We start from the raw sequence: 26,828 nt of genomic DNA, 5'->3' as shown, positions 1-26,828 counted from the left end.
TTCCGGGATGAAGCCCGCGCACAAAATCCTGCTCTGCATCCTCGATGGCTGGGGCGTCCGCAAGGAACGCGAGGACAACGCCATCGCCCTCGCTGGCACGCCGCACCTCGACGCGCTCACCCACGGCACCCCCTACACGGAGCTGCAGACGTCCGGGCTGGCCGTCGGTCTCCCCGAAGGGCAGATGGGCAACTCCGAGGTGGGCCACACCAACATCGGCGCCGGCCGCATCGTCTACCAGGACCTGGTGCGCATCAACCGGGCCTCAGAGTCCGGGGAGCTCGCCTCCAACCCCGTCATCCGCGCCGCGCTCGACAAGGCCAAGGCGGATGGCAAGGCCTTCCACCTGCTCGGGCTGGTGTCCCCCGGCGGCGTGCACTCGTCGATGGAGCACCTCTACAGCCTCCTCAAGGCGGCGCACGAGCGGGGCGTCCCCCACGTCTACGTCCACGCCTTCACCGACGGACGCGACACCCCGCCCCAGAGCGGGCTCGGCTACGTGGAGGAGCTGGAGAAGTTCCTGCGCGAGACGCGCACCGGCCACATCGCCACCGTGGGCGGGCGCTACTACGGCATGGACCGCGACAAGCGGTGGGACCGGGTGCAGCTCGCCTACGAGGCCATCGTCCATGCCAAGGGGCCCAAGGCCCCCGATGCCATCTCCGCCATCCGCGCCTCCTACGCGGAGAAGGTGACGGACGAGTTCATCAAACCCACCGTCATCGCCCATGGCGACGGCACGCCGGTGGGCCGCATCCGCGATGGCGACGTGGTGATGTTCTTCAACTTCCGCGCGGACCGCGCCCGGGAGCTGACGCGCGCGCTCGCCTTCGATGACTTCAAGGAGTTCGACCGGGGCGGCCTGCACCTGGGCATGTACGTGTGCCTGACGCAGTACGACGAGACCTTCGGCCTGCCGGTGGCCTTCGCGCCGGACCAGCCCAGTGAGATCTTCCCCGAGGCCATCTCGCACGCGGGCTGGCGCCAGTTCCGCACCGCGGAGACGGAGAAGTACGCGCACGTCACCTTCTTCTTCAACGGGGGCCGCGAGGTGGTGTACCCGGGCGAGGAGCGGCACCTGGTGCCCTCGCCGCGTGACGTGAAGACGTACGACCTCAAGCCCGAGATGAGCGCGCGCGAGGTGACCCTGGAGCTGGTGCGGCGCATCGAGTCGGGGGCCTATGACTTCGCGCTGGTGAACTTCGCCAACCCGGACATGGTGGGCCACACGGGCCTGTTGGACCCGGCCATGAAAGCCGTCGCCACGGTGGACGAGTGCCTCGGGCTGCTGGGGCAGGCGTGTGCCCGGCACGGCTGGGTGCTGGCCATCTCCGCGGACCACGGCAACTGCGAGCAGATGCGCGATCCGGTCACCGGAGAGCCCCACACGGCGCACACGCTCAACCCGGTGCCCTTCCACCTCATCCACCCGGACTTCCGGGGGCAGAAGCTGCGCCCCGGCATCCTCGCGGACATCGCCCCCACGCTGCTCCAGGTCATGGGACTGCCCAAGCCCTCCGAGATGAATCGGCTAGGCTTGCTCCCATGATCAAGCTCTACCAGTTCCACGCCTCGGGCAACTGCTACAAGGTCCGGCTGCTGCTGCACCAGCTCGGGGTTCCGTTCGAGACCGTGGAGACGGACATCGGCACCAGCGGGACCCGCTCCCCGGAGTTCAAGGCGAAGAATCCCATCGCCAAGGTGCCCACCGTGGAGCTGGAGCCGGGCGTGTTCCTCGCCGAGTCCAACGCCATCCTCTGGTACTTCGCCGAGGGCACGCCGTTCATCCCCACCGGCAAGCTGGAGCGGGCGCGGATGCTCCAGTGGATGTTCTTCGAGCAGTACAGCCACGAGCCCTACGTCGCCGTGGCCCGCGCGTGGATCTCCTTCTTCGGCATCCCGCCCGGTAAGGAGCGCGAGCTCGAGGAGCGCATCCAGAAGGGCTATGCCGCCCTGGACGTCATGGAGGGAGAGCTGAAGCAGCGCCCCTTCTTCGCGGGCGAGCGCTACAGCCTCGCGGACATCACGCTCTACGCGTACACGCACGTGGCGGAAGAGGGACGCTTCGAGCTGGCCCGCTACCCCGCCATCCGCGCCTGGCTCGAGCGGGTCCAGGCCCAGCCGAGGCACCTGCGCATCACGGACGGCGCTCCCGCCGCCTCCCGCTGACCGGCCCGCCCCGGGAAGCCCGGTGTGGCGGATCGCCGCACCTCCCCAGAATGCCGCACCTCCCAGGGCCCGCCCCTGGGGCGAAACGCCACACCTGCTCCCCGGGCGTCCGCCCCCCTCTCCGGGAGGCACGGGTGGCATGCCCCTCGCAATGCTGCGGACCGTTCCGCACGCGAGGTGAGCACGATGATGGCGCAATGCATGGAGGGGTCGTTCGTGGTGCCCGAGAGCCGCACGGAGACCGTCCGCGCCCGGCTCCGGAGGGCCGAGGCCGAGACCTCCGAGTGGGAGATGCGCCACCACACCGCCCTGCTGGAGGAGACCGTGCGGCAGCGCACTTCCGAGCTGGAGCAGACCAATGCCCGGCTCCAGGAGAGCCTGAAGCAGCTCCAGGCCGCGCAGGCGCAGCTGCTCTTCGCCGACCGGCTGGCGACCATCGGCCAGCTCGCGGCGGGCCTGGGCCATGAGATCAACAACCCGCTCGCGTTCATCGTCGGCAACCTCGACTACGTGCAGCAGCAACTGGTCCGCACGTCGGGCGCGCCCTCGCCGGAGGAGCAGCAGGAGATGATCGAGGCCATCGCCGATGCACGCGACGGCGCCGAGCGCGTCCGGCTCATCGTGCGCGACCTCAAGGTGCTCTCCCACCCCAACGACATGGAGCGCGGCCCGGTGGATGTCGTGGCCAGCCTGCGCAGCGCGGTGAAGGTGGCCGCGTACGAGCTTCGCGACCGGGCCCGGCTGGTGGAATCGTTGGAGGAGGTGCCGCGGGTCCACGCCCCCAAGGCGCGCCTGTGCCAGGTGTTCCTCAACCTGCTCATCAACGCGGCCCATGCCATCTCGCCGGGACGGGCCGCGCGCAATGAGATCCGCATCTCCACCCGGATGGCCGGCCCCCGGCATGTCGCCGTGGAGGTGAGCGACACGGGCTGCGGCATCCCGGCGGAGAACCTGGAGCGCATCTTCAACCCGTTCTTCACCACCAAGCCCGTCGGCGTGGGCACGGGCCTGGGGCTCTCGGTGTGCCACGGCATCATCAAGGCACTGGGCGGCGACATCTCCGTGAGCAGCGAGGTGGGCCAGGGCACCACCTTCCGCGTGCTCCTCCCCATCCACGAGGCCTGTGCGGAGCTGGAGCCCACCACCCAGGGGGACCTCACCTCCCGCGCCGCCTGATGCCAGAGGAACCCCCTGGCGCCAGGCCCTCCACGTTGCTGCAAGCGCCCCCCTGCATGGACTGACTTCGGCAGACGCCCCGGCTCTACCGCACCGGGCCGCCCGCCAGCTCCACCGCCTTGGCGGCGAGACCCAGCTCCACGTCGACCGCCACCTCGGGCTCGTCCTTCACCAGGTGGTGGAACTGCTCGCGGAAGGCCTCCGGCGTGAGGCGGGCGGCCGCGGCGAACCGGGCCAGCTCCTCCGGCTTGTCGAAGTCCTGCCGCTTGAGCCGCAGCATGAAGCTCCGGGCGATCTTGTACCGGTCCGAGTCCACGTCCACCAGCCGCACCCGGGGCCGGCCCGTGGCGGGGTCCTTCATGTCCTGGAAGGAGATGGGCTGGAACCGGCCGTTGACGATGGAGACCACCGCCTCGGTGCCACCCTCGATGATGTAGCGGGCCGCGCAGTAGCCGAGGTCGCGCGTGTACTCCATGTCGAAGGGAATCGGGTCCGCGCAGCGCACCTCGTAACCGATGTACTTGGTGATGAGCGTGGCCTTGATTCCCAGGCCCGCGAGCCGCTCCTTCACCGCCTTCTCGAGCACCTCGCCCAGGTTGATCTCCGCCACGTGGACATTGCCCATGTGGTCCCGGGGGATGGCCGTGTGTTTGGCCAGATCCTCGGGATCGATGCAGTCGGCGAGGCCCTCGGCCAGCAGCACGATGCCATCCTGGCGGCCGTAGCCCAGCCGCTTGATGACCGAGCCCGCGAGGATGTCCACCACGGTGTTGAACGCGACGGGGCACCCCTGCTGGAACTCCTCGGGGATGATGATGTTGGTGGCCCCCACGGCCTTGCCGATGGAGAGGGCCAGGTGCCCCGCCTTGCGGCCCTGGGCCACGACGAAGTACCAGCGGTGGGTCGTCTTGGCGTCCACCATCAGGTTCTTCACGATCTCCACCCCGACATGGCGCGCGGTCTGGAAACCGAAGGTGCTCACGTCGTAGGGCAGGTCGATGTCGTTGTCGATCGTCTTGGGGACGTGGACCACGCGGATCTTCCCCCGGGTCTTCTCCGAGATGATCTGCGCGAGCGTCGCGGTGCCATCCCCGCCGATGGTGATGAGCATGCCCACGTCGAGCTTCTCGAGCGCGTCGAGCGTGCGCTGGAAGTGCTCGGGGGAGCGGGTGGGGTTGGCCCGCGAGATGCCGATGTACGAGCCGCCGCGGAAGTGGATGCGGCTGGTGTCCTCGATGGTGAGGGGAACGACGTGGGAGAGGTCCCCCTCGGAGATCCACTTGAAACCATCCTGGATGCCGAGCACCTCCACCCCCGAGAGCCGGGCGCGGATGGTGGCCGCTCCAATCACGCTGTTGATGCCCGGAGCAGGTCCTCCGGCGACGACGATGGCGAGCTTCTTCATGCGGCCATCCAAGCCGAAGACTCCTTCCAGGTCCAGACACCTTCCCCGCCCCCGTCCATCCGTATTAATTCCCGCGTCGTGCTCCAATCGCTCCTCGAGCTGCTCTACCCGCCCGCGTGCATCGCCTGCGCGAAGGTGATGCCCGTGCGCGCGGCCTTCTGCGAGACGTGTGACCTCGCCGTGGAGCGGCTCCCGCCCTCGCGCTGCCGCACCTGCGCCGAGCCCGGCACCTTCCCGCGCGACACCTGTCCGCGCTGCCACCTCTCGCCCCCGCCCTTCACCCGCGCCTGGGCACCCTTCGCCCACGAGGGCCCCGTCGCCCGCGCCATCCACCGCTTCAAGTACGAGGATCACCCGGAGCTCGCCCCCGCCCTCGCGGAGCTGCTCGCCTCCGAGTGCCGCCAGTTCCTCGAGCAGGCCCCCTCGGTGCTGGTCGCGCTCCCGCTGCACGACCAGCGCTTCCGCGAGCGCAAGTACGACCAGACGCAGTTGCTGGCGGGCGAGCTTGCCCGCGCCACCGGCCGCGAGGCCCCCGTGGGCCTGCTCAACCGCGCCCGGGAGACCCGGCGGCAGGTGGGCCTGTCCGAGGCCGAGCGCGCCCAGAACGTGGCCGGGGCCTTCACCGCGTCTCCCTCCGTAGCCGGCCGGGAGTTCCTCCTCGTGGACGACGTGCTCACCACCGGCGCCACCGTCCGCGCCGCCGCCACCGCGCTCCGAGAGGCCGGTGCCACCCGCGTCGAGGTCATCACCCTGGCCCGGGCCTTCTCGCTCGCCTGAACGGTTTAGAGCCTGTTTCACTAGGAGCCCTCGCCCGAGAAGCAATCGGTTAGGGGAGAGGTCTACCGAAACTGGCCTTTACCACCTTCGTGTTTGTGACTAGCAATGCAGGTGCCAACCCTAGTACACTCAGTAGACCAATTGGAGATCAATCAATGACAATCACATCCCAAAAACTTGTGCAACTTCAGGATCAAATTCAAAAAGAACGGCGACTGGTTTCATTCGACAGCTACGACATCAGTGTTCGTCAGCTCGTAGAGATGTTTGAAGCCGGCAATATATTTGTACCGCCCGAGTACCAGCGGCAATTCCTTTGGGATCCTGAGCGGCAGTCTCAATTGATTGAATCGCTATTTCTAGGCATTCCGGTTCCAAGCCTTTTCATGGCAACCAATATAGATTCGACCTGGGAGGTTGTCGATGGCGTCCAGCGACTCTGCACTATTGCTCATTTCATTGGTTCAAAAGAACTGCTTGCTCGCGTCAAACGAGACGAACCGCTACGCATTACCGAACTAGACAAAATTCCCGCCCTGGAAGGAATGAAGCACGAAGACTTGCCAGCCACGCTACAACTGATGTTCGGCACGCGCCCACTACGCGTGACGGTCCTTAACGACAAGAGTGACTCAAACGTTCGCTTTGATCTGTTTGAGCGACTCAACACTGGCGGCATCATTCTTTCCGCACAGGAGATCCGAAACTGCGTGTACCGCGGAGCATTCAATGACACCATCAAGAAACTATCTGGCGAATCAGATTTCATTGCTGTAACAAACCTTCAGCCTGCAGACGAGAAGAACGGCACACGCGAAGAATTGGTATTGCGTTTCTTTGCGTTCCTAAACAAGTACGAAAGTTTCGAACACAGCGTCAAGGGCTTCCTAAACGAATACATGAAAGAGACTGCCAACACCCCACCTTCAGACACAGATATTCAGCTGTTTCGAAAGACCTTTCAGTATCTCCGCAAAGAACTCCCCAATGGGATCGCCCGAGGTACTCGGCGCATAACGCCGATCAATCTCTATGAAGCAATAAGCGTTGGTGTCGCTCTGTGCTTCAAGGCAGGCAAGACTCCACGCAAAGTAGCAAGACTGCTTGACGATCCGGCACTCAAGAAGTTGACTACCGGGGCAACAAACAGCAAGAAGATGGTGGCAGGTCGAATCGAATATGTTCGGGACACGGTGCAGTAATGTTGCACTCGCAACGAGCCGAAGCCTACCAGCGCCTGAAGGAAGTGCGGCTTACGCTCGAGACAATAAAGAGTCTTGAGAGCACCGACGTTCTCGTTCCCGATCCCTCGAACGTTACAGTTCTGCGCGGACTCTACTATGTTCATCTTTATGCGGCACTCGAATTTACAGTCAACAGCGCAACGCAGGCAGTCCTTCAGCAAATTGCTGCTCTGAATGTTCGCTATAGCGATTTCGTACCGAGTTTATATTCAATCGCATTGGATGGGGCGTTCAAATCAGTGCGCGATGCACGAAGTGAACAATGGAAAAAGCGACTCGCGCTACTTGCTACACAATTCTCAAATGACACCTGCACTGTAAGTCCAGTCGTTTTCAGCAGTGATCTCCAAAACATCTGGTACAAGACCCTAGTCGAACTCTTTGACTGCCTAGGAATTACGTCCCTACCCGTGCCGGATATTCGCCTAAAGCAATACATCGACGAAATTGTCGAAAAGCGTAATGCTGTTGCACATGGCCGTGAGAGCCCAATCCTAGCGGCAGCTGGGCGTCGTTCCCCGGATTTGGAGCAACGTTACGACGCAGTATCAAAGACCATCGATTATCTCTTTGACTGCTTTGAAGGTTATTTGCAAAGGCGTGACTTTGTTCGACAAGACCAGCGCGCGGCGTACCCGTGACAACAATATGTGAGCCGATAAGGTTCCCCTTGTGGTGGACGGAGTGGGCGCAGAAGGGGAGAAGCATGCTGGGGTGTAGGTCTTCCCCATCTTTGTCGCTCATTCGACTGTGCTAAGAGCCAGTTTCGGTAGGGCACCTCGCGGTGAGTGTCAACGTAGTTGTCGCGAAAAGCTGACTCAAGCAGTGAGCCGAAATGAAGGCACTGCAGGGATGGGGGGCGGCGGGGAGGGGTTGAGGCGGACTCGGCCAGTGGGAGTCCGGTCGCGGTGTTGCCGCGCCACCGTCCACGCCGCCGCCAGTGCGCTCCGGAAAGCAAGTGCCACCCACGTCGAGGTCATCACCCTGGCCCGGGCATTCTCCCTCGCCGGAGCAGCATGACCTCATGAGTCCTCCACTCAGAGGAAACCACTGCCGTAGTATGGGCGTAACGGACTTCCTCCGACGCCACTCGGGCGTGGTAGGGAAGAGAGATCGAGGACTGCGCATGACGGCCACGAAGAAGAAGAGCAGGCGGTTGGGCCCGTTCCAACTCGGGAAACGGCACAAGCACGCGTCGGCGGAGCTGGGCCACATCCACGAAGCGCGCAACGTCCAGACGGGAGCCCCCGCCATGGTGATGCTGCCCGGGCCACGCCCCACCTGGGGACCCAAGAAGAACTGGCAGGTGCGCGCCTCCTTCCAGGTCACGCCGCCCTTCATCGTGCTGGAAGTGGAGCAGGCTCCGGACTCAGGCAGGTTGTCGGAGCTGGCGACCCTGTTCACCCTCCTGCTCGCGGCGCTCGAGGCCGTGAGGGACAACACCCGGATGCGCACCCACCTGACCGGCGCGCCCATGGGACAGTGGATGAGGCGCCCTTCGCTGAAGGCCCTGGTCGCCGCGGGACTCGTCGTGCTCGTTCTGGGCGGCGGCTTCTGGTTGGCCTCGGAAACCCGTCCGATGGGTGCGCCCCCTCCACTCCCTTCGACTCCCGGCATGAGTGATCTCGCGGACGCCGGGATTTCGGCCTCATTCCTGGCCGACGGTGAAGTCCAGCGCCCGGCGGGTATCTCCTACCCGCTTCCCGACAAACCCTTCTCGAACCAGGTCAGGCCGCCCTGCCGCACCAAGGCGGACCATGTCGCGATCAATGGCGGCTGCTGGATAGAGATCGCACGCCGTCCGCCGTGCGATGAGGAGCACGCCGAGTACCAGGGCAAGTGCTACATCCCAATCATGAAGGCTCCACGGCCGCCTCAATCCCTTTCCCCGTGAGGAGTGACGTCATGCGACAGTCGATGAAGCTGGCCTGCCTGTTCCTCTTCGCCGCGATGACCGTTGGCTCGACGGCCCGCGCGGAGGCCACCGAGCCCGTGCCTCCCCACCAGTCGTTCACCCTCGAGTCCAAGACGCTCAAGGAGACCCGGCGCATCAACGTCTACACACCGCCGGGCTACGACGCGGCGAAGTCCACGCGCTACCCGGTGCTGTACATGCCCGACGGTGGCCTGCAGGAGGACTTCCCGCACGTCGCCACCACCGTGGACACCGCGATCCGCGCCGGAGAGATGCGACCCCTCATCGTGGTCGGCATCGAGAACACCGAGCGGCGGCGCGACATGACCGGACCCACCCAGGTCGAAGGGGACCGCAAGATCGCCCCGCGCGTCGGCGGCTCGGCCGCGTTCCGGGGCTTCATCCGCGACGAGCTGATGCCCCAGGTGCGCCGCCGCTATCGCGTGACGAAGGAGACCGCGATCATCGGCGAGTCCCTCGCCGGTCTCTTCATCGTCGAGACCTTCTTCCTGCAGCCAAAGCTGTTCGACACCTATATCGCCTTGAGCCCGAGCCTCTGGTGGAACGGCGCGGAACTGGTACGCAAGGCCGGCGAGCGCATCGAGGCCCTGCCGAACCTGCACAATGCCCTGTACCTGTCGTCCGCCGATGAGGAGGACATCGTCAACGCCGTCACGCGCCTGGCGGAGACGCTCCGCACGAAGGCACCGGCCGGGTTGAAGTGGCAATACGAGCCCAGGCCGGACCTGCGCCACGACAACATCTACCGCACGGCCTCGCCACAGGTGTTGCGCAAGTGGTTCGCGCCCGGGGCCACGCACCGAGCGCCGTAGGGCCCGGACTCTTCACCCAGTCCACGGCCCCCCCTGCATGGCGAGCCGCTATACTGGCCGGCCCATGAGCCATCGTGCGCTGGCATTCCTGAGCCTCTTGCTGCTGTCCGCCTGTGGAACGCCCTACCCCACCGCGGGAAACGCCGACGCGGGCTCCGGCCCGGATGCGGGACTCGACGGAGGGCAGACGGACGCCGGCGGAGAATACGATCTCCCGTCAATCCCATACACGGTGAACGAGGCACCTCCCATCGAGGCGCCCCAGGAGACCTGGACGTTCGTCCCGGTTCCCGACGCGCACTGCGCCAACGGTTCTTCCACGGGCATGGCCGTCAACCTGACCGGCCGCTCGAACCGGGTCGTCATCTTCCTCGCTGGCGGCGGCGCGTGCTGGGAGGCGGCGGCCTGCGCGCTCGGCACCGCCACGCACATCAACGACACCATGGGCGAGGGCCCGGTCCTCGCGGGGGCCCAGGCTTCCAACCTGGCGGCCTTCTTCGACCGCGCCGACACCGGCAACCCGTTCCGCGACGCGAGCTTCGTCTACATCCCCTACTGCACGGGCGACCTCCACGCCGGGACGCGCGTCCACACCTATGACTGGTTCGGCCCGAGGAAGCTCGAGCACGTCGGCGCCCGGAACATGGACGCGTACCTGCGGCGGCTGCGGCCTACCTTCCCCGAGGCCAGCCGGGTGTGGCTCTCGGGGGTGAGCGCGGGCGGCTACGGGGCCACCCTCCACTGGTGGCGCGTGCAGAAGGCCCTGCCCTGGGCGCGGGTCGACGTGGTGAATGACTCGGGGCTCATCATCGACACGGCGGCGGATGGCCGCTACGGAACGATGCGGCAGAACTGGGGCCTCGAGTTCCCTCCCGGCTGCACGCAGTGCGAGACGGGCCTCTCGGCCGTGCTCGACAGCTCGGCCCGGTTGTTGGCCGCGCCCCGGCGCTACGGCATGCTCGGCTACCTCCAGGACGGAACCATCGCCGCCTACTTCGGACTGGATGGCGCCCAGGTCCAGACCCGCATGGAGGCAGTGCGCGCCTCGGCGGCCTCGAACGTGAGGACGTTCTACCTGCCGGGCGACCCGCACGTGGTCCTGTCCACGCCGAATATCGCCACCAGCACGGGACTCACCGCCAGGGAGTGGGTGCGGAGGCTGGCCGAGGACGACGCGGCCTGGGAGCACGCCGGCCCTTGAGCCGGCCGGGAATCAGGCCCCCGGCACCTTCCAGTACCGCCGGCCATCCAGCGAGCGATCGAGCAGCCGCACCTCGTACAGGTCGCGGCGCAAGAGCGCCCAGTCCCCGAAGGTGTGCAGGGACTTGAGCAGCTCGTTGAGCTCCCGCTCGCTCCACTCCACGCCTTCCGGCAGGCGGGCCGCCAGGTAATGCAGGGCCTGGAGCTGGTCCGAACGCTTGGAGGGCCAGCCCTTCAGCCGGCCCTCGGCATCCAGGTAGCGGGCGAGCTTCTGGGAGACGGTGGGGGTGAGCGGAGTCGGCTCCATATGGACCCTCACCCTAGCCCTCTCCCAGAGGGAGAGGGAACCTGTTGCCCGTCAACGGATGCGGCTCCTCCCTCGCCCCGCGGCCGACATTTCAGTTGCTTGTCCGTCCATGCCGTCGCATGCAGGGGAAGGCTCTCCGCAGTCCGGCTGTTCACCCGCGCCGACTCTCACCCCCGGCACCCTTTTTCGACGGACGAGGAACACGGATGTCCCGTACCCCACCGCTCGCCGTGCTCTCGCGCACCATCGGGCTCGTTGCCCTGCTCGCGTTCGCCTGCCCGCTGCTCTCCCAGGCCGCCACCGACAGCGCCACGGCCGCCCGGGAGCAGGCCGAGGAAGCCCTCAAGCTCGCCTCCTCCCCCCGTGGCGCCGCCCAGCTCATCCGGCTGCACGCCCTGCGTGAGGACCTCGAGGACCTCACCCCCCTCGTGAAGACCTATGCCGAGGTGGCCACCCGGCGCGACACCGACCCCGGTACCCGCGCCACCGCCTGGCACCTCTTCATGGACCTGGAGCGCTCGCGCGGCCGGCTCACCCGCGCCGCCGAAATCCAGGACTCCTCCATGGGCTACATCGGCGACTACTACGTCGTCGGCGGCTTCGACAACGAGGGCAAGGCCGGCTGCGACACCGACTTCGGCCCCGAGGCCGCCAACCTCAACCTCTCCGCCCCCTACCCGGGCGCCAAGGGCCGTCAGGTCTCCTGGCGCCGGCTCTCCGTCAGCCCCACCGAGGGCTACGTCGACCTGGGCTCCGCCGTGCGCCCCAACCGCGAGGCCGTGGCCTATGCCCTCACCTGGCTCGAGGCTCCGGCCGAGACGCGCGTCGCGCTCGGCGTGGGCACCTCCGGCGCCTTCCGTCTCTGGGTGAATGGCGAGAAGGTCTCCAGCAGCGACAACTACAACGCCCCCCGCCCGGACCAGGCGCGCGTCTCCGTGCGCCTGCGCAAGGGCCTCAACCGCGTCCTCGTCAAGGTGTGCCAGGAGTCCGGCCCGCTCGGCTTCTACCTGCGCCGGGACCCGGCCGCCCGCCTGCGCCCCACCCTCCCCTCCACGCCTCCCGCGCTCACCAAGGGCCCCTCCGCCGCGCCCCAGGCGCTGCCCACCGTCACCTCCGCCCTCAAGGAGCTGGTGGCCAAGAACCCCGCGGACGCGCAGCTGCGCGGCGAGTACGCCACGGTGCTCGACTTCTTCCGCGCCTTCGACGAGCGCGAGCACACCGCCACCGTCGAGGCCGACCGCGCCGCCCGCGAGGCCCCCCAGGACGTGCGCCTGCAACTGCTCGCCGCCCAGTCCCACCGCGATGACCTCAACCTGCGCCGCCGCTTCCTCGAGGCCGCCCTGCGCGCCGACCCCACCTCCACCCCGGCCCGCGTGGCGCTCGCCGAGCACGAGCTGGAGCGCGGCCACCCCGAGCGCGCCATCGAGCTGCTCAAGCCCGTGGTGGAGCTCACCCCGGACTCGGCCGCCGCCCGCCTCACCCTGGCCCGCGCCCACGAGACGCTCGGCGAGGCCGCCCGCGCGCACATGATGGTGGAGGAGACGCTCCAGCGCCTGCCCCGCATCCCCCGCGTGGTGCGCTCCGCCGCCGCCTCCGCCCGCATGCTCGACCGTCCGCAGGACTCCATTGCCCGGCTGCGCGTGGCCCTCGCCCTGCGCCATGACGACCGCTACAGCCGCGCCCAGCTCGGCACGCAGCTGGCGGACCTGGGCCAGGTGGAGGCCGCCGCGCGCGAGTTCGCGCAGATGCTCATCCTGGACCCCTTCGACAACTCCACGCGCCTGAAGCTCGCCGAGCTGCGCGCCGCCAATGGCCAGCTCGACGCGGCCACCGCCCACTTCGCCGAGGCCCGGGCCCTCTCCCCCGATGAGCCCGAGGTGTACGAGCGCGAGGGCCGCGCCCTGCTGTCCGCCGGCCGCCGCGAGGAGGCCCTCTCCTCCTTCGAGCGCTCGCTGGCGCTGCGCCCGCAGAACCCCGCCCTCAAGGAGGCCGTGCGCACCCTCAAGGGTGAGTCCGCCAGCGCCGGCGCCCGCTACCTCACCGAGCTGAAGGGCCTGGAGAAGCAGGCCGAGGGCTACACCACCGAGGACGCCGTGTACCTGGCGGACACCACCTACGTGCGCGTGCAGCGGAGCGGCCTGTCCAGCCGGCTGCACCAGTTCGCCGTGAAGGTGCTCAACGCCCGCGGCGTGGACGCCTTCCGCTCCTACCCCGTCACCTACTCGCCGGACCGCCAGGAGGTGCGCATTCTGCGCGCCCGCATCACCAAGCCGGACGGCTCCGTGGTGGACAGCTACGGCGAGAGTGACCGCAACATCAACGAGCCCTGGACGGGCATGTACTACGACGCCCGCGCCAAGATGCTCTCCTTCCCCGCGCTCGCCGTGGGGGACGTGCTGGAGCTGCAATACAGCCTGGACGACACCGCCCAGGACAACCTCCTGTCCGACTACTGGGGTGACGTGGAGAGCGTGCAGGGCGTCTACCCGAAGGTGAGCTACCAGTTCCTCGTGGAGATGCCCAAGGAGCGGCCCCTCTACTGGAACGAGAAGAAGCTGCCCGGCGTGACGCACGCGCGCGAGGACGTGGAGGGCGGCAGCGTCCTCTACCGCTGGAGCGCGAAGCACGTGTCCAAGGTGGTGCCGGAGCCCGGCATGCCCGGCTGGGCCGAGGTGGCCGCCAACCTCCACGTGTCCACCTACCGCACCTGGGACGAGGTGGGCCGCTACTGGTGGGGCCTCGTGCGTGACCAGCTCACCCCCAACGAGGAGCTGCGCCGCACGGTGGACACCGTGCTGCAGGGCGTGGACCGCAAGGATCAGCAGGCCGTGGTGCGCGCCATCTACAGCTTCGTGGTGACGAACACGCGCTACGTGGCGCTCGAGTTCGGCATCCACGGCTACAAGCCCTACCGGGTGGACCGCGTGCTGGCGCGCCGCTTCGGCGACTGCAAGGACAAGGCGAGCCTCATCCACGCCATGCTGAAGGTGGCCGGCGTGGAGAGCCGCATGGTGCTGCTGCGCATGCGCAACCTGGGCTCCATCGGCGAGGAGCCGGCGAGCCTGGCCGCCTTCAACCACGCCATCGTCTACGTGCCCCGCTTCGACCTGTACCTGGACGGCACCGCCGAGTTCCACGGCGCGCGCGAGCTTCCCAGCGCGGACCGCGTGGCCAACGTGCTGGTGGTGGAGCCCGACGGCAAGGCCACCTTCTCCACCACGCCCGAGGCGCGCGCCGAGGACAACGCCACCCGCCTCACCATGAACCTGGGGCTGCGGCCGGACGGCGGCGCCGACGTGTCCGGGGCCACCAGCGTGGGCGGGCAGATGGCGCCCGAGTACCGCCGCGCCTACCGTGCCGTGTCCTCGCGCAAGTCCACCTTCGAGCGCGCCTGGGCCCAGAGCTTCCCCGGCCTCACCGTGCAGGAGGTGAAGCTCAACGACACCACCCGCCTGGATGATGACGTGCAGGTGGACTTCCGCATGTCCATCCCCCGCTTCGCCGAGGCCATGCCCGGCCAGCTGCGCTTCCTCCCCTTCGGCACCGGCCGCTCCTACACCCAGTCCTACGCCTCGCTCGCCGAGCGCCGTTTCGATCTGGTGATGCACGGCCCCTGGGTCAACAGCTTCACCTTCCGCTACACCCTGCCCCAGGGCTACAGCGTGGCCGAGCTGCCCGCCCCGCACCAGGAGGAGACGCCGTTTGGCCGCGTGCGCCTCGGCTTCCGCCAGGAGGGCAACCAGCTCATCTGCGACGGCGAGGTGGCCCTCACCTCCGCCCGCGTGAAGGCGGATGACTACGCGGCCTTCCGCTCCTTCCTCGGACGCGTGGACCAGGCCTTCGCGCGCAAGGTCACCCTGCGCGGGCCCGCCTCCCCCACCGCGGAGCGGTAGAATCCGCCAGGCCCCCCGTGTTCTTCCGGGAAATCACGGAATATCCTAAGAAGTCCTGGCCTCCAGGGAAGAGAAGCCCTGGAGGCCGCGGGGAGACGCCGTGATGACGATGCGCTCGAAGGTCTGGCTGTTCGCGGTGCTGGCCATCGGCTGCGTCTTCGCCATGGGCGTGAATCTCTACAACGGCTCCCGGCTCGGCCTGAGCTCCCGCCAGCACCTGAGCCTCATCCAGGATCAGATCGACCTGTACGGCCGGATGCACAACAGCACCTGGCCCTTCGTGGATGCCCTGCGGCACGCGCAGCGGGACGAGGCGGACATCTCCGCCATCCTGCTCGAGCAGGACGTGCGCATGGACCAGGACTTCACGCGGCTCGAGGCCCTCGTCCGCCGGGAGCTCCAACTCCCGACGACGCGGGACAAACAGGCCCGGGAGGAACAACTCCACGAGCGCATCGCCGGGCTCCATGATGCCCAGCACCGATGGGCCACGCGTGCCCGGGGGCTCGCGCGCACGATGGAGGACGGCAGACCGCTTCCTCCCAACGCCTGGTGGGACCTGTTCCAGGACTTCGAGGAGACGGTGGGCAACCCCCTGGAGCGGGCCATCTCGGAGGAGCGCGCCCGGATGGAGGAGCTCCGGCAGGGGTGGGACGCGTACGCGCGGCGTGGCAACCAGCTGGCCAAGCTCATCCCCGCCCTGGCGCTGGTGCTCGTGATGGGAATCGCCCTGGCCATCCTCGAGCCCCTGCAGCGCTCCCTCCGTGAGTTGCGCTCGGGCGCGGAGCGCATCGGGCACGGGGACTTCGAGCACGAGCTGTCCGTGAAGGGCGGCGACGAGCTGGCCACGCTGGCGCGCGCCTTCAACCGGATGGCCGCCGAGCTGCGCGAGCTGATGCGCGAGAAGCAGCGCTACCACACCCTGCTGGAGGAGACGGTGCGCTCGCGGACGGCCGAGCTGGCCTCCACCAACGTCCGGCTGGAGCAGAGCCTGCAGCAGCTCCAGGAGGCGCAGAGCCAGCTGCTGCTCGCGGACCGGCTCGCCACCATGGGCCGGCTCGCGGCGGGCGTGGGTCACGAGATCAACAACCCCCTGGCCTACATCCTCGGCAACCTGCGCTACCTGCAGGAGGAGCTGCGCCGCACGAAGGGTACGGCGTCCGAGGAGGAGTGGCGGGAGCTGCTCGCGGCCGCCACCGAGGCGTGCGAGGGCGCCGAGCGCGTCCAGTTCATCGTGCAGGACCTCAAGCTGTTCATCCGGCCGGATGACGCCGCGGTGGGCCCGGTGGAGCTGGGCACCGTGGTGCGCGGCGCCGCCAAGATGGCCGCGCATGAGATCCGCCCGCGCGCGCGCCTCATCGAGGACTGCGCGGACGTGCCGCCGGTGCGCGGCAACGGGGCGCGGCTGAGCCAGGTGCTCCTCAACCTGCTCATCAACGCGGCGCACGCCATCGAGCCGGGCCGGATGGAGCACAACGAGATTCGCGTGGTGGCGAGGCGGAGCGCGCCCGGCCACGTCACGCTGGCGGTGAGCGACACCGGGTGCGGCATTCCCCCGGAGAACCTCGCGCGCATCTTCGAGCCCTTCTTCACCACCAAGCCCGTGGGCGTGGGCACGGGGCTGGGCCTGCCCGTGTGTCAGGGAATCATCACCTCGCTGGGCGGAGAGCTCACCGTGGAGAGCCAGCCGGGCCAGGGCACCACCTTCCGCATCACCCTGCCCATCGCCGCGGAGGACGAGGCTCCGGGCGAGGCCGCCTGAAGCGGGGCGGGAGAAACTCCCTCCGCGCTCGCGCATCCATGCGCCGGCCCGCTCCGGGCCCAGGGGGCAACACATGGTGAAGCTGGCGCTGTTGGGAGACACCTACCCCAGCCAACTCCAGGCCAATGCGCAGGCGCTGAGGGACCTGGAGGTGGTGTGGGCGGGGAGCTCGCTGGAGGCGTTCCGCGCCGAGGTGCCGGCACTCCGGCCCCAGGTGATCGCCCTGGACTTCGTGGACCTGGGCAAGGTGCCGGAGCGGCTGGTGCCCGAGCTGCTCTCGGCCACCGGGGCCGCGCACGCCCTCGTGAGCTACCGCCTGACGCACCACGGCATGCTCCAGGCGCTCACCTCCCAGCGCATCCGCTTCGTCCAGGGGCCGCTGCCCCTCGGCCTGTTGCGCACCCATGTCCACCGGGCGCTCGACGAGGCACGTCAGGCCCGGAGCCAGGCCGTGCCCCAGGGCCCGGCCCGCACGCCGAAGCCTCCGCGCTTCACCTCCGAGCAGCTCGGCCGGTTGCTGGAGCTGGTGGCCACGGTGAAGTGCGAGTGCCCCAACCACCTCGCCCAGCTCATCAGCGGGCTGCGCGCCTTCGAGGAATACTCGAAGGGCTGCGAGAGCCGGGACGAGAAGGACCAGCAGGTGCACGCCATCCTCTACCGGCAGACGGCCGTGGCCCGCGAGGCCATGGAGGACGGCCTCGTGGCGCTGCTGGAGCACGAGAACATCCAGCTGTGAGCCAGGCGTGCCCCGCGCCTCAGCCCGGCAGCAGCGCGGACAGCAGCTGGCGCACCTCGGTGGGGCCATTCACGCGGTAGGCGGCGCGCGTCTGCTTGCCGCCTGCGTGGATGGTGAGGCTGCCCTCCGGCATCGCGGCGAAGAGATCCTCGTCCGTGCGGTCATCACCGAGGGCCACCACCAGTGTGCCGGGTGCCATGTCCTGGGTGACGGTGCCCACCACGCGGCCCTTGTTCACCCCGCGCGCGCGCACCTCCACCACCTTGTCGCCGGGCAGCACCTCCAGCGGGCCATGGGCGAACACCTCGCCCAGGTGCAGCCGCAGCTCGAGCGCCTGCCGCGCGCCGAACACCCGGTCCACCTGCCGGTAGTGCCACGCGAGCGACGCCGACTTCTCCTCCACGAGGGCCCCGGGCACACGCGCGGCGAAGGCGTCGAGCACCGGCCGCACCAGGGTCTTCCAGTCCGTCGGCACGCCCTCCAGGGCCTTCCAGGGCTGGCCCGGCGCGGGACGAGACCAGAGGCCGTGCTCGGCGTGCAGGCCCACGGGGAGCGCGCCGAGCCACGCCTCCAGCGTCTCCTTGGTGCGCCCGCTGACGATGTGCACCTGGGTGCCGGGCCGGGTGGCGAGCCGCTGCAGCAGGTCCAACAGCGCCGCGTCCGGCGCGGCCAGCTCCGGCCTCGGCGCGAAGGGCACGAGCGTGCCGTCGTAGTCGATGAGGAGCAGCAGGCGCCCGGCCTCGCGCATGCGCCCGAGCGCCACCTCCGCGCCCGCCGGCTCCACGCGCGGGGGAGCCCCGGGCGTGGCCTCGAGCGTGTCCAGGAAGGAGCGCACCCACCAGTGCACGTCGTACTCCTTCACCCGGCCGCGCAGGATGCGCATGCGCGAGCGCCGCTCCTCCTGCGGCATCTCCAGCGCCGCCTCCAGCGCATCCGCCAGCCCATCCATGTCGTAGGGGTTCACCATCACGGCGTCCCCCAGCTCGTCCGCCGCGCCAGCGAACTCGCTGAGCACCAGCACCCCATCCTCGTCCGGGCGCGCGGCGCAGAACTCCTTGGCCACCAGGTTCATCCCATCGCGGATGGGCGTGACGAGCATCACGTCCGCGGCGCGGTAGAGGGCCGCGAGCTGCTTCTCGTTGAAGGAGCGGTAGAGGTAGTGCACGGGGACGTTGTGGACGCTGCCATAGAGGCCGTTGATGCGCCCCACCAGCTCGTCCACCTTCTCGCGGTAGCTGGTGTAGTCCGCCACCCCGGTGCGGCTGGGCACGGCCACCTGGATGAAGCGCAGCCGGCCACGCCAGGCGGGCTCGCGCTCCAGCAGCCGCTGCACCGCCAGCAGCCGCCGGGGAATGCCCTTGGTGTAGTCCAGCCGGTCCACGCCCAGCACCAGCCGCTGCCCCGCGCTCTTCTCCCGGTGGACGCGCACCTCCTCGAGCACCGACGGCTCGTTGGCGAGGTTCTCGAAGGCCTGCGCGTCGATGCCCATGGGGAAGGCCCCCAGCCGCACCTCGCGCCCCTCGTGGTCCACGCGGTCCACCACCGTCTCCAGCCCCAACAGCCGCATGAGGGTGCTGGCGAAGTGGCGCACGTACGTGTGCGTGTGGAAGCCGATGAGGTCCGCGCCCAGCAGGCCGCGCAGCAGCTCCGCGCGGTGCGGCAGGCTGCGGAAGATCTCACTGGAGGGAAAGGGGATGTGGTGGAAGTAGCCGATGCGCGCCTGGGGCAGCCGCGCCCGCAGGAAGGCCGGCACCAGCATGAGCTGGTAGTCGTGCACCCAGATGATGTCCCCGGGCTGGTAGTGGCGCGCCACCAGGTCGGCGAAGCGCTCGTTCACCTTGCGGTAGACGTCCCAGTCGCGGTCCTGCCGGGGAATGCGGTCGATGAAGTAGTGGCACAGCGGCCAGAGGACCTGGTTGGAGTAGCCCTCGTAGTAGCGGCTGACCTCGCTGGCGCTCAGGTGGAGGGGCACGCAGCGCAGCTCGGCGAGCTGGGCCTCCACCGACGCGCGCTGCGGGGGCGTGAGGCGCGACACGTCCCCGGGCCAGCCAATCCAGGCACCTCCCGAGCGCTCATGCGGGCCGCGCAGGCCCGTGGCGAGCCCTCCGGCGCTGCGGACCACGGAGACCCCGTCCTTGTCCGACTTGACGGTGACGGGGAGGCGATTGGAGACGAGCAGGAGTCGGGACATACGTCCCAGACCCTTACTCAGCCGTGCCGGGGATGGCCACTGCGGAAATGGGGGCCGTGCCACCTTTAGAACCTTCACTCGCGCCGCGTGTCCACCCGAGCCGCGCGAGGAGCCGGGCATCCCGGCCCGCCTTCCAGATGAACGCATCCAGCACGTAGTGCGTGGCTTGCGGCAGCGCGAGCAGCGGCACCACCAGCGCCAGCACGTCCGCGGGCAGCACCGGGCCCCCCTCGCCTAAGAGGAGGGGCCGCTCGTGCCACACCAGCGTGTCCCAGAGGAGCTCCTCCCCGAAGGCCAGCACGCACAGCACCCCGAGGAAGCCGGGCAGGCCCGCGCGCATCACGGGCCCCAGCCAGCCATAACCCCCCTCGGCGAGGCGCCCGCGCGTGTACCGGAAGAGCAGCGCGAAGTAGGGCACGCCGTGCAGCACGACGTTCATCACCGTGAAGGCGAAGTCGTCCTGGGCGAGCACGATGCCCCCGAACCACGTCACCCAGGTGGCGAGCACGAGCAGCACCTTACCCACCTGCAGGCCCTCGCCGCGCACGACGCGCACCACCTGGAAGCCCACCCAGGCGGCGAGCACCAGCCCCTGGAGGACGAGCGCCCCCGTGCCCACCCAGGCGGGCAGGCCGGAGAGGAAGTCGTTCTCCACGAACCACCAGAAGGCCCGCGGAAGGTGGGCGTGCCACCAGAGGACGGGGCCGAGCGTGGCGGCGTAGATGGCGGCGGCGTCCAGCGCGCGCTCGGTACCGGGGACGCGGGCCTTGCGGCCATAGAGGGCCACCCAGCCGTACTGCTGGCGGATGAAGTGGAAGAGCGCGGTATACGCGAAGAGGCGCCAGAAGGTGCCCGGGGAGAGGAGATACGCGAGCACCCCCAGCAGGTACGCGGCCAGCGGGGCGGCGACATAGAGCCCGGGGCGGCGCCGCACCTCGTCCCCGTCGAGGTAGGTGCGGAAGAGGGTGGACCAGACGTGGGCCACGTCGACACAGACGACGAGCAGCGCCCACGCCCACAACGGCGTATCCCCCACGGCGCCCAGCGCGGGCGCGGCGAGCACGAGCCCCACCGACACGAGCGCGCTGCCCGCGAAGACGGCGAGGTCCACGCCTCGTCCGAAGAGCCAGGCCTGGGAGGGAGCGAGAAGACGGGACATCTCCCCGGAGGCTACCAGCCCCGAACGTCCGATGGAGGGCCGTCCTTTGGACCGCTGCTGAACATGTAGGCGGGTGGCTTCTTTTTTTCTCCCCCGATTCCAGGGCAGACAGGGAAGCTCCCCGCCCGGCCAGAATTCCCAGCCTTAGTGGAGAGCCATGCTCCCCGACTCCTCCGTCACCTTCGATGATTCGCGCTGGCCCCTTCGCATCGTACGCCTCGTGGGAACGCTCACGCCCCGGCAGTACGAGCACTACCTGGAGACGACCACCGCCAGCCTGAGGCGGCGGGAGCGCTACCTGAGCGTCACCGACCTGAGCCGGGGCGGCCTGCCCACGCCCGAGCAGCGGCAGCGCCAGGTCCTCTGGATGCAGGAGCACGAGGAGCTGATGCGCGAGGTGATGCTCGGGATGGCGTTCGTCATCACCTCCCCCATCATCCGGCTGTCGGTGAGCGCCGTCATGCACCTCAAGCCGCTGCCCGTGCCGTACGTCATCACCGCCCAGGAGAAGGAGGCGGTGGGCTGGGCGAGCGCGCGCATCGAGGAGCAGGGCCTGCGCCTCGCCGCCGAGCGGCTGCGCAGCCAGTACGGCATCCCCACCCGCATCTACGCCTGAAGCCAAAGCTGGAAGCGGGCCCCGCGCGGCGCCAACATCGCCCCGCCGATGCCTTCCGACCTGCCGCCCCCTCCCGCGAACTTCCGCCGCCGGCTCCTCGCCGTGATGCTCGTCACGGGGCTGGTGCCGCTCGTGCTGCTCGGCGTCATCGCCCGGCAGGCACTCGAGGAGCTGCTCTCCGTCTCCCTGGCGCCCGTGGAGCAGGTGCTCGAGGACGTGTCCGCGGGGCTCGCCCGCGAGGGCCACTCCCAGGCCGCGCTCGACGAGGCCCGCCTCAACCTCGCCCAGGCGGAGCTCGCCCGCCGTGCGCTCGCGCGCCGCACGCCCTGGCTCATCGCCCTGCTGCTGCTCGTCTCCGCCACCGTGCTCACCGCCGCCGCGGTGCTGCTCGGCCGCGCCCTCACCCGCCCCGTCTCCACCCTCACCCGCGGCATGTGGGCCTATGCGCGGGGAGAGCTCTCCGTCCAGCTCCCCGCCCCCGAGGAGCCCCGCGACGAGCTCCAATTCCTCCTCGTCCAATTCAACCGCATGGGCCGCGAGCTCGCCGCCCAGCGCGAGCGCCTCAAGGCCGCCGAGCAGATAGCGGCGTGGCAGGACGTAGCGCGGGCGCTCGCCCACGAGCTGCGCAATCCCCTCACCGGCATGAAGCTCGCGCTGGCGCGACTGTCACGCGGCGAGGCGCCCCCGGACGCCACCCGCCTCACCGAGTCCGTGGCCCTGCTGCAGGAAGAGGTGGAGCGGCTCATGCGGATGACGCGGAGCTTCTCCGACTTCGCCCGCCTGCCCGCGCCGCGCTTCCAGCCCGTGGCCCTGCGCCCCCTGCTCGCCGAGGTATGCGCCCTCTACCAGGAGACCTCGCCCGTGCCCGTGGAGCTGCAGCCCGGCCCCGAGCCCTCGCTCTCCGCGGACCCGGACGGCCTGCGCCGCCTCTTCGGCAACCTCGTCAAGAATGCCACCGAGGCCTCCGCGTCCGGCGCCGCCCCCGTGCGCCTGTCCATCGAGGCCCTGCCCTCACTGGTGCGCGTCCGCGTGCACGATGGCGGCAGCGGGATTGCCGAAGTGCTCGAGGGCCCCGCCCTCACCCGGGGCCTCTTCAGCACCAAGCCCGAGGGCAGCGGCCTGGGGCTCCCCATCGCCCAGAAGATTGTCCATGAGCACGGCGGCACCCTGCGCCTGGAGCCCGCGCCCGGCGGCGGCACGCTCGCGCTCGTGGAGCTGCCCCTCGGTCCTCCTCCCGGGGAGGAAGCGCGGCCGTCCATTTGAGGCCTTCCCGAGCGCTGCGCGGACGCCACGCGGTGTCTGGCTCAGTCTTGATACGTGCCGTTCACGAACCGGCAGTCATGCTTACCCTTCGGGTAGAGCTGGTCGACCTTGAGCCAGACTTCGCCGATCATGCTCTGCACCTTGGCGATGGGACGGCGCACCTCGATCACGAGGCCGCAATGGGTGTCGCTGCCGACCGCAAGGCTACTGCGGAACTTGGTGGCTTCGCGCGCAGCTGCAATCGCGGGATCGATCCGCTTGTGATTGGACACGCGCGGCACGCCCGTCTCGAGCGCTGCGGAATAATTGTCCAGAAGCCCCTTGTCATCCCAGCTCTCCGCCAAGGCGCTCTCGACCGCGCTGCGCGCGACGGCGTCGCGGCAGTCACTCTTCGTGCGCTCCGCATCCTCCCCGCCTGACTCGGCCAGCGATATCTCGCGCGTGACAATCCACCACGCGCCGGGGAAGCGCGGGTTGCGCTCCTGCGGCGCATTGGCTGCCACGCCTGCGAGCGCCACGCATACCGCTCGTTGGTCGAAGGTGTAGGAGCGGGCGAGCACCACCCACTGGAGCTTTCGGTAGTCGAAAGCGGCGCGGAAGTCGGACGGAATCGCCTCGAACACACGGTTCCCGCCCTCTTCCGAAACCATCGATCTGTAGACGCGCGCCATCGTGGGGTCGGCGGGCGCGCTGCTCACCTTGCCTTGGTCTCGCGTCTTCTCGATGTTCTCCAGCAGGTCGGCGAGAGGAGCTTTCACGAACCCCGACGCCGCACCCTTCAGGGCTTGAGACATGCAATCGTTGCGCTGCTCTTCATCGAGCTTCCCGAGCGTATTCGAGAGAACAGCGTCGCTGTAGGTGATGGTTGGGACGCGGGCCGAGCGCCCCGCGGGCGCTGCCTCCGTGAGGCCGATGATCGCAAAGCAGTAGTTCGAGCCCTTGGGCAGCGTGGTGCTCATCGTCAGCACCCAGATTGCGTCGTTAGACGAGCGCAGGTGGCTCTTGACCTCGTCGGAGAGTTGCTCTTCGAAGAAGTCCTGAAGCGCCGCCTCCGAAAAGTACTTGGACGGCCGCTCGATGCGGAGCTTCGACGGCGTTCCAGCATCCTCGGCTCGCGCCCGCGCTGCGACGAGCGCGAGCGCGAGCACCGCGCACGGTACCGCCCAACGCACCGACTGCCGCCAGGAACCGTGCTGCCACGAACCACACTCCGCCACTGCTCGTTGTCTCCACATCGCTTCACCTCTATCCCTGTCTATCCCTGCCATCCCTGCCGCCTATCACGGAGTATAGGCCGGATGGAGTCCTGTTGCGGACGAGGGCGGGGGGGGGGAGGTGGTGGGCCAGGAGGGCCTTGCGCCATGTACTGGACGGTGAAGGACGCCCCCGCCAGGGCACACGCCGCCGAGGGGCTCCCACGAACCTCACCTTAGGTTCCAATACGCATCGCAGCCCCGCCGGACCCCGTCCCGCGCGATCGAGGTAGCATCGTGGGTATGCAGGCAAAATCGATGTGGCGGTCGATGCCGCCAGATGTGCAGCAGCAGCACGGCCAGGACAGCGAGCATTTCCGCAAGTGTCTCGACTACCTGCGGGAGCAATCAGCAGGCGAGCTCGAGGGCATTTACGGCCCCGACAGCATGACCTGGGTGCTCTATCGGGAGCCGGTGATCCTCCTCGGCGGACTGCGCGCCATCCTGCTGCAGATCGCCCATCCGGCAGTGGCCTCCGGCGTATCCCAGAACAGCAACTTCCGGGGTGACCTGCTCGGCCGTGCGCGACGCACCTATACGGCGATGTACCAGCTTGTCTTCGGAGGCCTCCGCGAGGCGATGGGCGCCGCGAAGCGGGTTCACAGCATCCACGGCCGCGTCTACGGCTCACTTCCGGCCGGCGCCGACCCGCGGGGAGACGGCCGCTATCGCGCGAACGATCCGGCGCTGCTGCGTTGGGTGCTCGCCACCCTCATCGACGGTGCCATCGTGGTCTTCGAGACCTTCGTGCGGCCGCTCAGCCTCGAGGAGAAGCGCCGTTATTATCAGGAGACGCGGCTCGCCGCGGCACAGTTCGGGCTCCTGCCAGAGCAGATGCCGCCCACGCTCGAGGCCTTCTACGCGTGGTATGACGAGCAGCTGGCGGGGGAGACGCTGCGCGTGGAAGACACGGCGCTCGAGTTGGCGAGCCTGCTCTTCAATTCACCGTTCACCCGGGGACAGCTCGACGAGTTGCTCACCGCCGGCCTCCTGCCGGAGCGCTGGCGCGAGACGTATGGACTGGCCTGGGGAACGGGTGAGCAGCGCGCGTGGAAGCTCCTGAAGGGCACGATGCGCCGGGCCATCAACCTCACCCCACCCACGCTCCGCTACGTCACGGCCTGGCATCAGGCGCAGCTGCGGCTGGCCCTGGCTCGAGGAGAGCGGCCGACGGTCATGGCCCGCGTGCTGAACACCCTCGATTCCTATGTCGACGTGCCGTTCAGCATCCGGCCGGTCGCGGTGAAGGCCCCCACGGACGACAAGGATTGAGGCCTCAGCGGGCGCGCTGGGCCTGGCGCCGCAGCCAGCTCTCACCGGCCGCTGCACGGGCCGCAGAACCCGACGCCGGTGGACCACGCCACCGACACCTACGACACCATCGACTGGCTGGTGAAGAACGTCCCCGAGCCGAACGGGCGCGTCGGCATCATCGGAATCTCGTACGACGGCTTCCTGCCGCTGATGGCGCTGGTCAACCCGCATCCGGCGCTCAAGGTGGCCGTGCCGATGAACCCGATGGTCGACGGGTGGATGGGCGATGACTGGTTCCACCACGGAGCCTTCCGTCAGACGATGCTGCCGTACATCCTCGGCCAGCAGGCGACGCGCAAGGGCGAGGTCAAGTGGGCCTCGGGCTACCGCGACCAATACGAGGAGTACCTCGCGGCGGGCTCGGCCGGGGAGCTCGGCCGGCGGCACGGGATGGAGCAGCTCGGCTTCTTCCGCAAGCTGCTCGCGCACCCGGCGTACGACGCGTTCTGGCGCGACCAGGCGGTGGACAAGCTGCTGGCGGCGCGGCCGCTGACGGTGCCGGTGATGATCGTCCACAGCCTCTGGGACCAGGAGGACATCTACGGCGCGCCGGCGGTGTACGAGGCGCTGGAGCCGAAGGACACCGCGAACGACCGCGTCTTCCTGGTGATGGGGCCGTGGAACCACGGCCAGGCCATCGGGAACGGTTCGAGCCTCGGCGCGCTCGAGTTCGGCACCGACACCTCGGCGCACTTCCGTCGCGAGCTCCTGCGGCCGTTCCTCGACCAGTACCTCGTCGAGGGCACGCCCAAGGCCCACGTCGCGCCGGTGACCGCGTTCGAGACGGGGACGAACCGGTGGCGCGAGCTGTCGTCGTGGCCCTCCGGTTGCGCGACCGGCTGCAAGGTGAAGCCGACCCCGCTCTACCTGCGCCCGAATTCCAGTGCCGGGTTCGCGGCCCCCGCCGCGGGAGGAGCGGTCTTCGACGAATACGTCTCCGACCCGGCCAGGCCCGTGCCCTACCGCGCGCGCCCCATCGTCGAGGACAGCAGCGCGGCCGGCGCCTCGATGACCGACCCCTGGAAGAGCTGGCTCGTGCGCGACCAGCGCGAGGCCGCCTCCCGTCCCGACGTGCTCGTGTACGTGTCCGACGTCCTCACCGCCCCGGTGAAGATCAGCGGCCGCCCGCTGGCCCACCTCGTCGCCTCCACCAGCGGGAGCGACTCCGACTGGGTGGTGAAGCTCATCGACGTGTTCCCGGACGAGGTCGCCGCGCAACCCGAGATGGGCGGCTACCAGCTCATGGTCTCGGCCGACATCTTCCGCGGGCGCTACCACGAGAGCTTCGAGAAGCCCCGGCCGCTGCCCGCCGGCAAGCCGGTGACGTACCGCTTCGGGCTCCCCACCACGAACCACGTCTTCCTGCCCGGCCACCGCATCATGGTGCAGGTCCAGTCGAGCTGGTTCCCGCTCTACGACCGCAACCCGCAGACGTACGTGGAGAGCATCTTCGACGCGAAGCCCGGCGACTTCCGCAAGGCCGTGCAGCGCGTGTACCACGCGCCGGGCCAGGCGAGTTTCGTGGAGCTGCCGCTCGTCACGCCAAAGGAGGTCAGGGAGGAGGGCCGCTGACGGGCCGCCGCGAATGTCCTGCGTAACAGCCCTGCTGAAGCCC

At 68.8% G+C, this 26,828-nt stretch carries 21 protein-coding genes; 16 read left to right on the top strand and 5 right to left on the bottom strand.

Annotated elements, in window-relative coordinates; genetic code table 11:
• Positions 1-7: 7 nt before the first annotated feature.
• The 3 genes from gpmI to NR798_RS08990 all read left to right on the top strand — a co-directional run bounded on the left by gpmI (position 8) and on the right by NR798_RS08990 (position 3,345).
• The gene (gpmI, locus tag NR798_RS09000; RefSeq protein WP_375771027.1) at positions 8-1,549 is read left to right on the top strand and encodes a 2,3-bisphosphoglycerate-independent phosphoglycerate mutase; all 1,542 of its coding nucleotides are present in this window, start codon (positions 8-10) and stop codon (positions 1,547-1,549) included.
• On the top strand, positions 1,546-2,169 hold the full coding sequence (locus NR798_RS08995) for a glutathione S-transferase family protein (protein WP_375771026.1): 624 nt from the start codon (positions 1,546-1,548) through the stop codon (positions 2,167-2,169). Before gpmI ends, NR798_RS08995 begins: the two co-directional genes overlap by 4 nt.
• Before the next feature lie 186 nt (positions 2,170-2,355).
• Positions 2,356-3,345 (top strand): sensor histidine kinase, encoded by a 990-nt coding sequence (locus NR798_RS08990; protein WP_375771025.1) that lies wholly within the window; start codon positions 2,356-2,358, stop codon positions 3,343-3,345.
• 85 nt (positions 3,346-3,430) lie between these two features.
• Here the strand turns inward: NR798_RS08990 and pfp are convergent, their stop codons facing one another.
• A complete protein-coding gene (pfp, locus tag NR798_RS08985; protein WP_375771024.1) occupies positions 3,431-4,750 on the bottom strand; it encodes a diphosphate--fructose-6-phosphate 1-phosphotransferase in 1,320 nt (439 codons plus the stop codon).
• A 78-nt stretch (positions 4,751-4,828) separates the two neighbouring features.
• Here pfp and NR798_RS08980 point away from each other — a divergent pair, with 78 nt between their 5' ends.
• The 6 genes from NR798_RS08980 (at position 4,829) to NR798_RS08955 (ending at position 10,720) form a co-directional block, all read left to right on the top strand.
• The gene (locus tag NR798_RS08980) at positions 4,829-5,527 is read left to right on the top strand and encodes a phosphoribosyltransferase family protein (protein ID WP_375771023.1); all 699 of its coding nucleotides are present in this window, start codon (positions 4,829-4,831) and stop codon (positions 5,525-5,527) included.
• 155 nt (positions 5,528-5,682) lie between these two features.
• The gene (locus tag NR798_RS08975; protein WP_375771022.1) at positions 5,683-6,729 is read left to right on the top strand and encodes a DUF262 domain-containing protein; all 1,047 of its coding nucleotides are present in this window, start codon (positions 5,683-5,685) and stop codon (positions 6,727-6,729) included.
• Positions 6,729-7,412, top strand: coding sequence for an MAE_28990/MAE_18760 family HEPN-like nuclease (locus NR798_RS08970; protein WP_375771021.1), 684 nt, complete (start codon positions 6,729-6,731; stop codon positions 7,410-7,412). Before NR798_RS08975 ends, NR798_RS08970 begins: the two co-directional genes overlap by 1 nt.
• Positions 7,413-8,023: 611 nt before the next feature.
• On the top strand, positions 8,024-8,665 hold the full coding sequence (locus tag NR798_RS08965; protein WP_375771020.1) for a hypothetical protein: 642 nt from the start codon (positions 8,024-8,026) through the stop codon (positions 8,663-8,665).
• 11 nt (positions 8,666-8,676) lie between these two features.
• Positions 8,677-9,519 carry an alpha/beta hydrolase gene (locus NR798_RS08960; protein ID WP_375771019.1) on the top strand — a complete coding sequence of 281 codons (843 nt, stop codon included), beginning with the start codon at positions 8,677-8,679 and terminating at the stop codon, positions 9,517-9,519.
• A 64-nt stretch (positions 9,520-9,583) separates the two neighbouring features.
• A complete protein-coding gene (locus NR798_RS08955; protein ID WP_375771018.1) occupies positions 9,584-10,720 on the top strand; it encodes a pectin acetylesterase-family hydrolase in 1,137 nt (378 codons plus the stop codon).
• A gap of 12 nt (positions 10,721-10,732) precedes the next feature.
• Here NR798_RS08955 and NR798_RS08950 read toward each other — a convergent pair whose 3' ends face one another.
• Positions 10,733-11,026, bottom strand: a complete 294-nt coding sequence (locus tag NR798_RS08950) for a DUF2087 domain-containing protein (RefSeq protein ID WP_375771017.1) — start codon at positions 11,024-11,026, stop codon at positions 10,733-10,735.
• A 206-nt stretch (positions 11,027-11,232) separates the two neighbouring features.
• Here NR798_RS08950 and NR798_RS08945 point away from each other — a divergent pair, with 206 nt between their 5' ends.
• From NR798_RS08945 to NR798_RS08935, 3 genes are all read left to right on the top strand, one after another.
• Positions 11,233-14,919 carry a DUF3857 domain-containing protein gene (locus tag NR798_RS08945; protein ID WP_375771016.1) on the top strand — a complete coding sequence of 1,229 codons (3,687 nt, stop codon included), beginning with the start codon at positions 11,233-11,235 and terminating at the stop codon, positions 14,917-14,919.
• Between the two features lie 103 nt (positions 14,920-15,022).
• Positions 15,023-16,681, top strand: a complete 1,659-nt coding sequence (locus NR798_RS08940; RefSeq protein WP_375771015.1) for an ATP-binding protein — start codon at positions 15,023-15,025, stop codon at positions 16,679-16,681.
• A 73-nt stretch (positions 16,682-16,754) separates the two neighbouring features.
• Positions 16,755-17,417, top strand: a complete 663-nt coding sequence (locus tag NR798_RS08935; RefSeq protein WP_375771014.1) for a hypothetical protein — start codon at positions 16,755-16,757, stop codon at positions 17,415-17,417.
• 19 nt (positions 17,418-17,436) lie between these two features.
• Here the strand turns inward: NR798_RS08935 and NR798_RS08930 are convergent, their stop codons facing one another.
• Together NR798_RS08930 and NR798_RS08925 are read right to left on the bottom strand one after the other, a co-directional pair.
• A complete protein-coding gene (locus tag NR798_RS08930; protein ID WP_375771013.1) occupies positions 17,437-19,608 on the bottom strand; it encodes a bifunctional alpha,alpha-trehalose-phosphate synthase (UDP-forming)/trehalose-phosphatase in 2,172 nt (723 codons plus the stop codon).
• A gap of 13 nt (positions 19,609-19,621) precedes the next feature.
• Positions 19,622-20,767: a hypothetical protein gene (locus tag NR798_RS08925; protein ID WP_375771012.1), complete on the bottom strand. Its 1,146-nt coding sequence runs from the start codon at positions 20,765-20,767 to the stop codon at positions 19,622-19,624.
• Positions 20,768-20,924: 157 nt separating this feature from the next.
• On the opposite strand from NR798_RS08925, the gene NR798_RS08920 reads away from it, so the two are divergent.
• Both NR798_RS08920 and NR798_RS08915 read left to right on the top strand, forming a co-directional pair.
• Positions 20,925-21,383 (top strand): STAS/SEC14 domain-containing protein, encoded by a 459-nt coding sequence (locus NR798_RS08920; protein ID WP_375771011.1) that lies wholly within the window; start codon positions 20,925-20,927, stop codon positions 21,381-21,383.
• Positions 21,384-21,431: 48 nt separating this feature from the next.
• Positions 21,432-22,646 carry a PAS domain-containing sensor histidine kinase gene (locus NR798_RS08915; RefSeq protein ID WP_375771010.1) on the top strand — a complete coding sequence of 405 codons (1,215 nt, stop codon included), beginning with the start codon at positions 21,432-21,434 and terminating at the stop codon, positions 22,644-22,646.
• A 41-nt stretch (positions 22,647-22,687) separates the two neighbouring features.
• Here the strand turns inward: NR798_RS08915 and NR798_RS08910 are convergent, their stop codons facing one another.
• Complete coding sequence (locus tag NR798_RS08910; RefSeq protein ID WP_375771009.1) at positions 22,688-23,794, bottom strand: hypothetical protein; 1,107 nt, start codon at positions 23,792-23,794, stop codon at positions 22,688-22,690.
• A gap of 348 nt (positions 23,795-24,142) precedes the next feature.
• On the opposite strand from NR798_RS08910, the gene NR798_RS08905 reads away from it, so the two are divergent.
• Together NR798_RS08905 and NR798_RS08900 are read left to right on the top strand one after the other, a co-directional pair.
• On the top strand, positions 24,143-25,171 hold the full coding sequence (locus tag NR798_RS08905; RefSeq protein WP_375771008.1) for an oxygenase MpaB family protein: 1,029 nt from the start codon (positions 24,143-24,145) through the stop codon (positions 25,169-25,171).
• 51 nt (positions 25,172-25,222) lie between these two features.
• Positions 25,223-26,785, top strand: coding sequence for a CocE/NonD family hydrolase (locus NR798_RS08900; RefSeq protein ID WP_375773740.1), 1,563 nt, complete (start codon positions 25,223-25,225; stop codon positions 26,783-26,785).
• The last annotated feature ends 43 nt before the right edge of the window (positions 26,786-26,828 follow it).

Source organism: Archangium gephyra (assembly GCF_042230915.1).
Taxonomy (GTDB): Bacteria; Myxococcota; Myxococcia; order Myxococcales; family Myxococcaceae; genus Archangium; species Archangium gephyra_B.
This window is presented reverse-complemented; position numbering and strand designations above follow the sequence as displayed.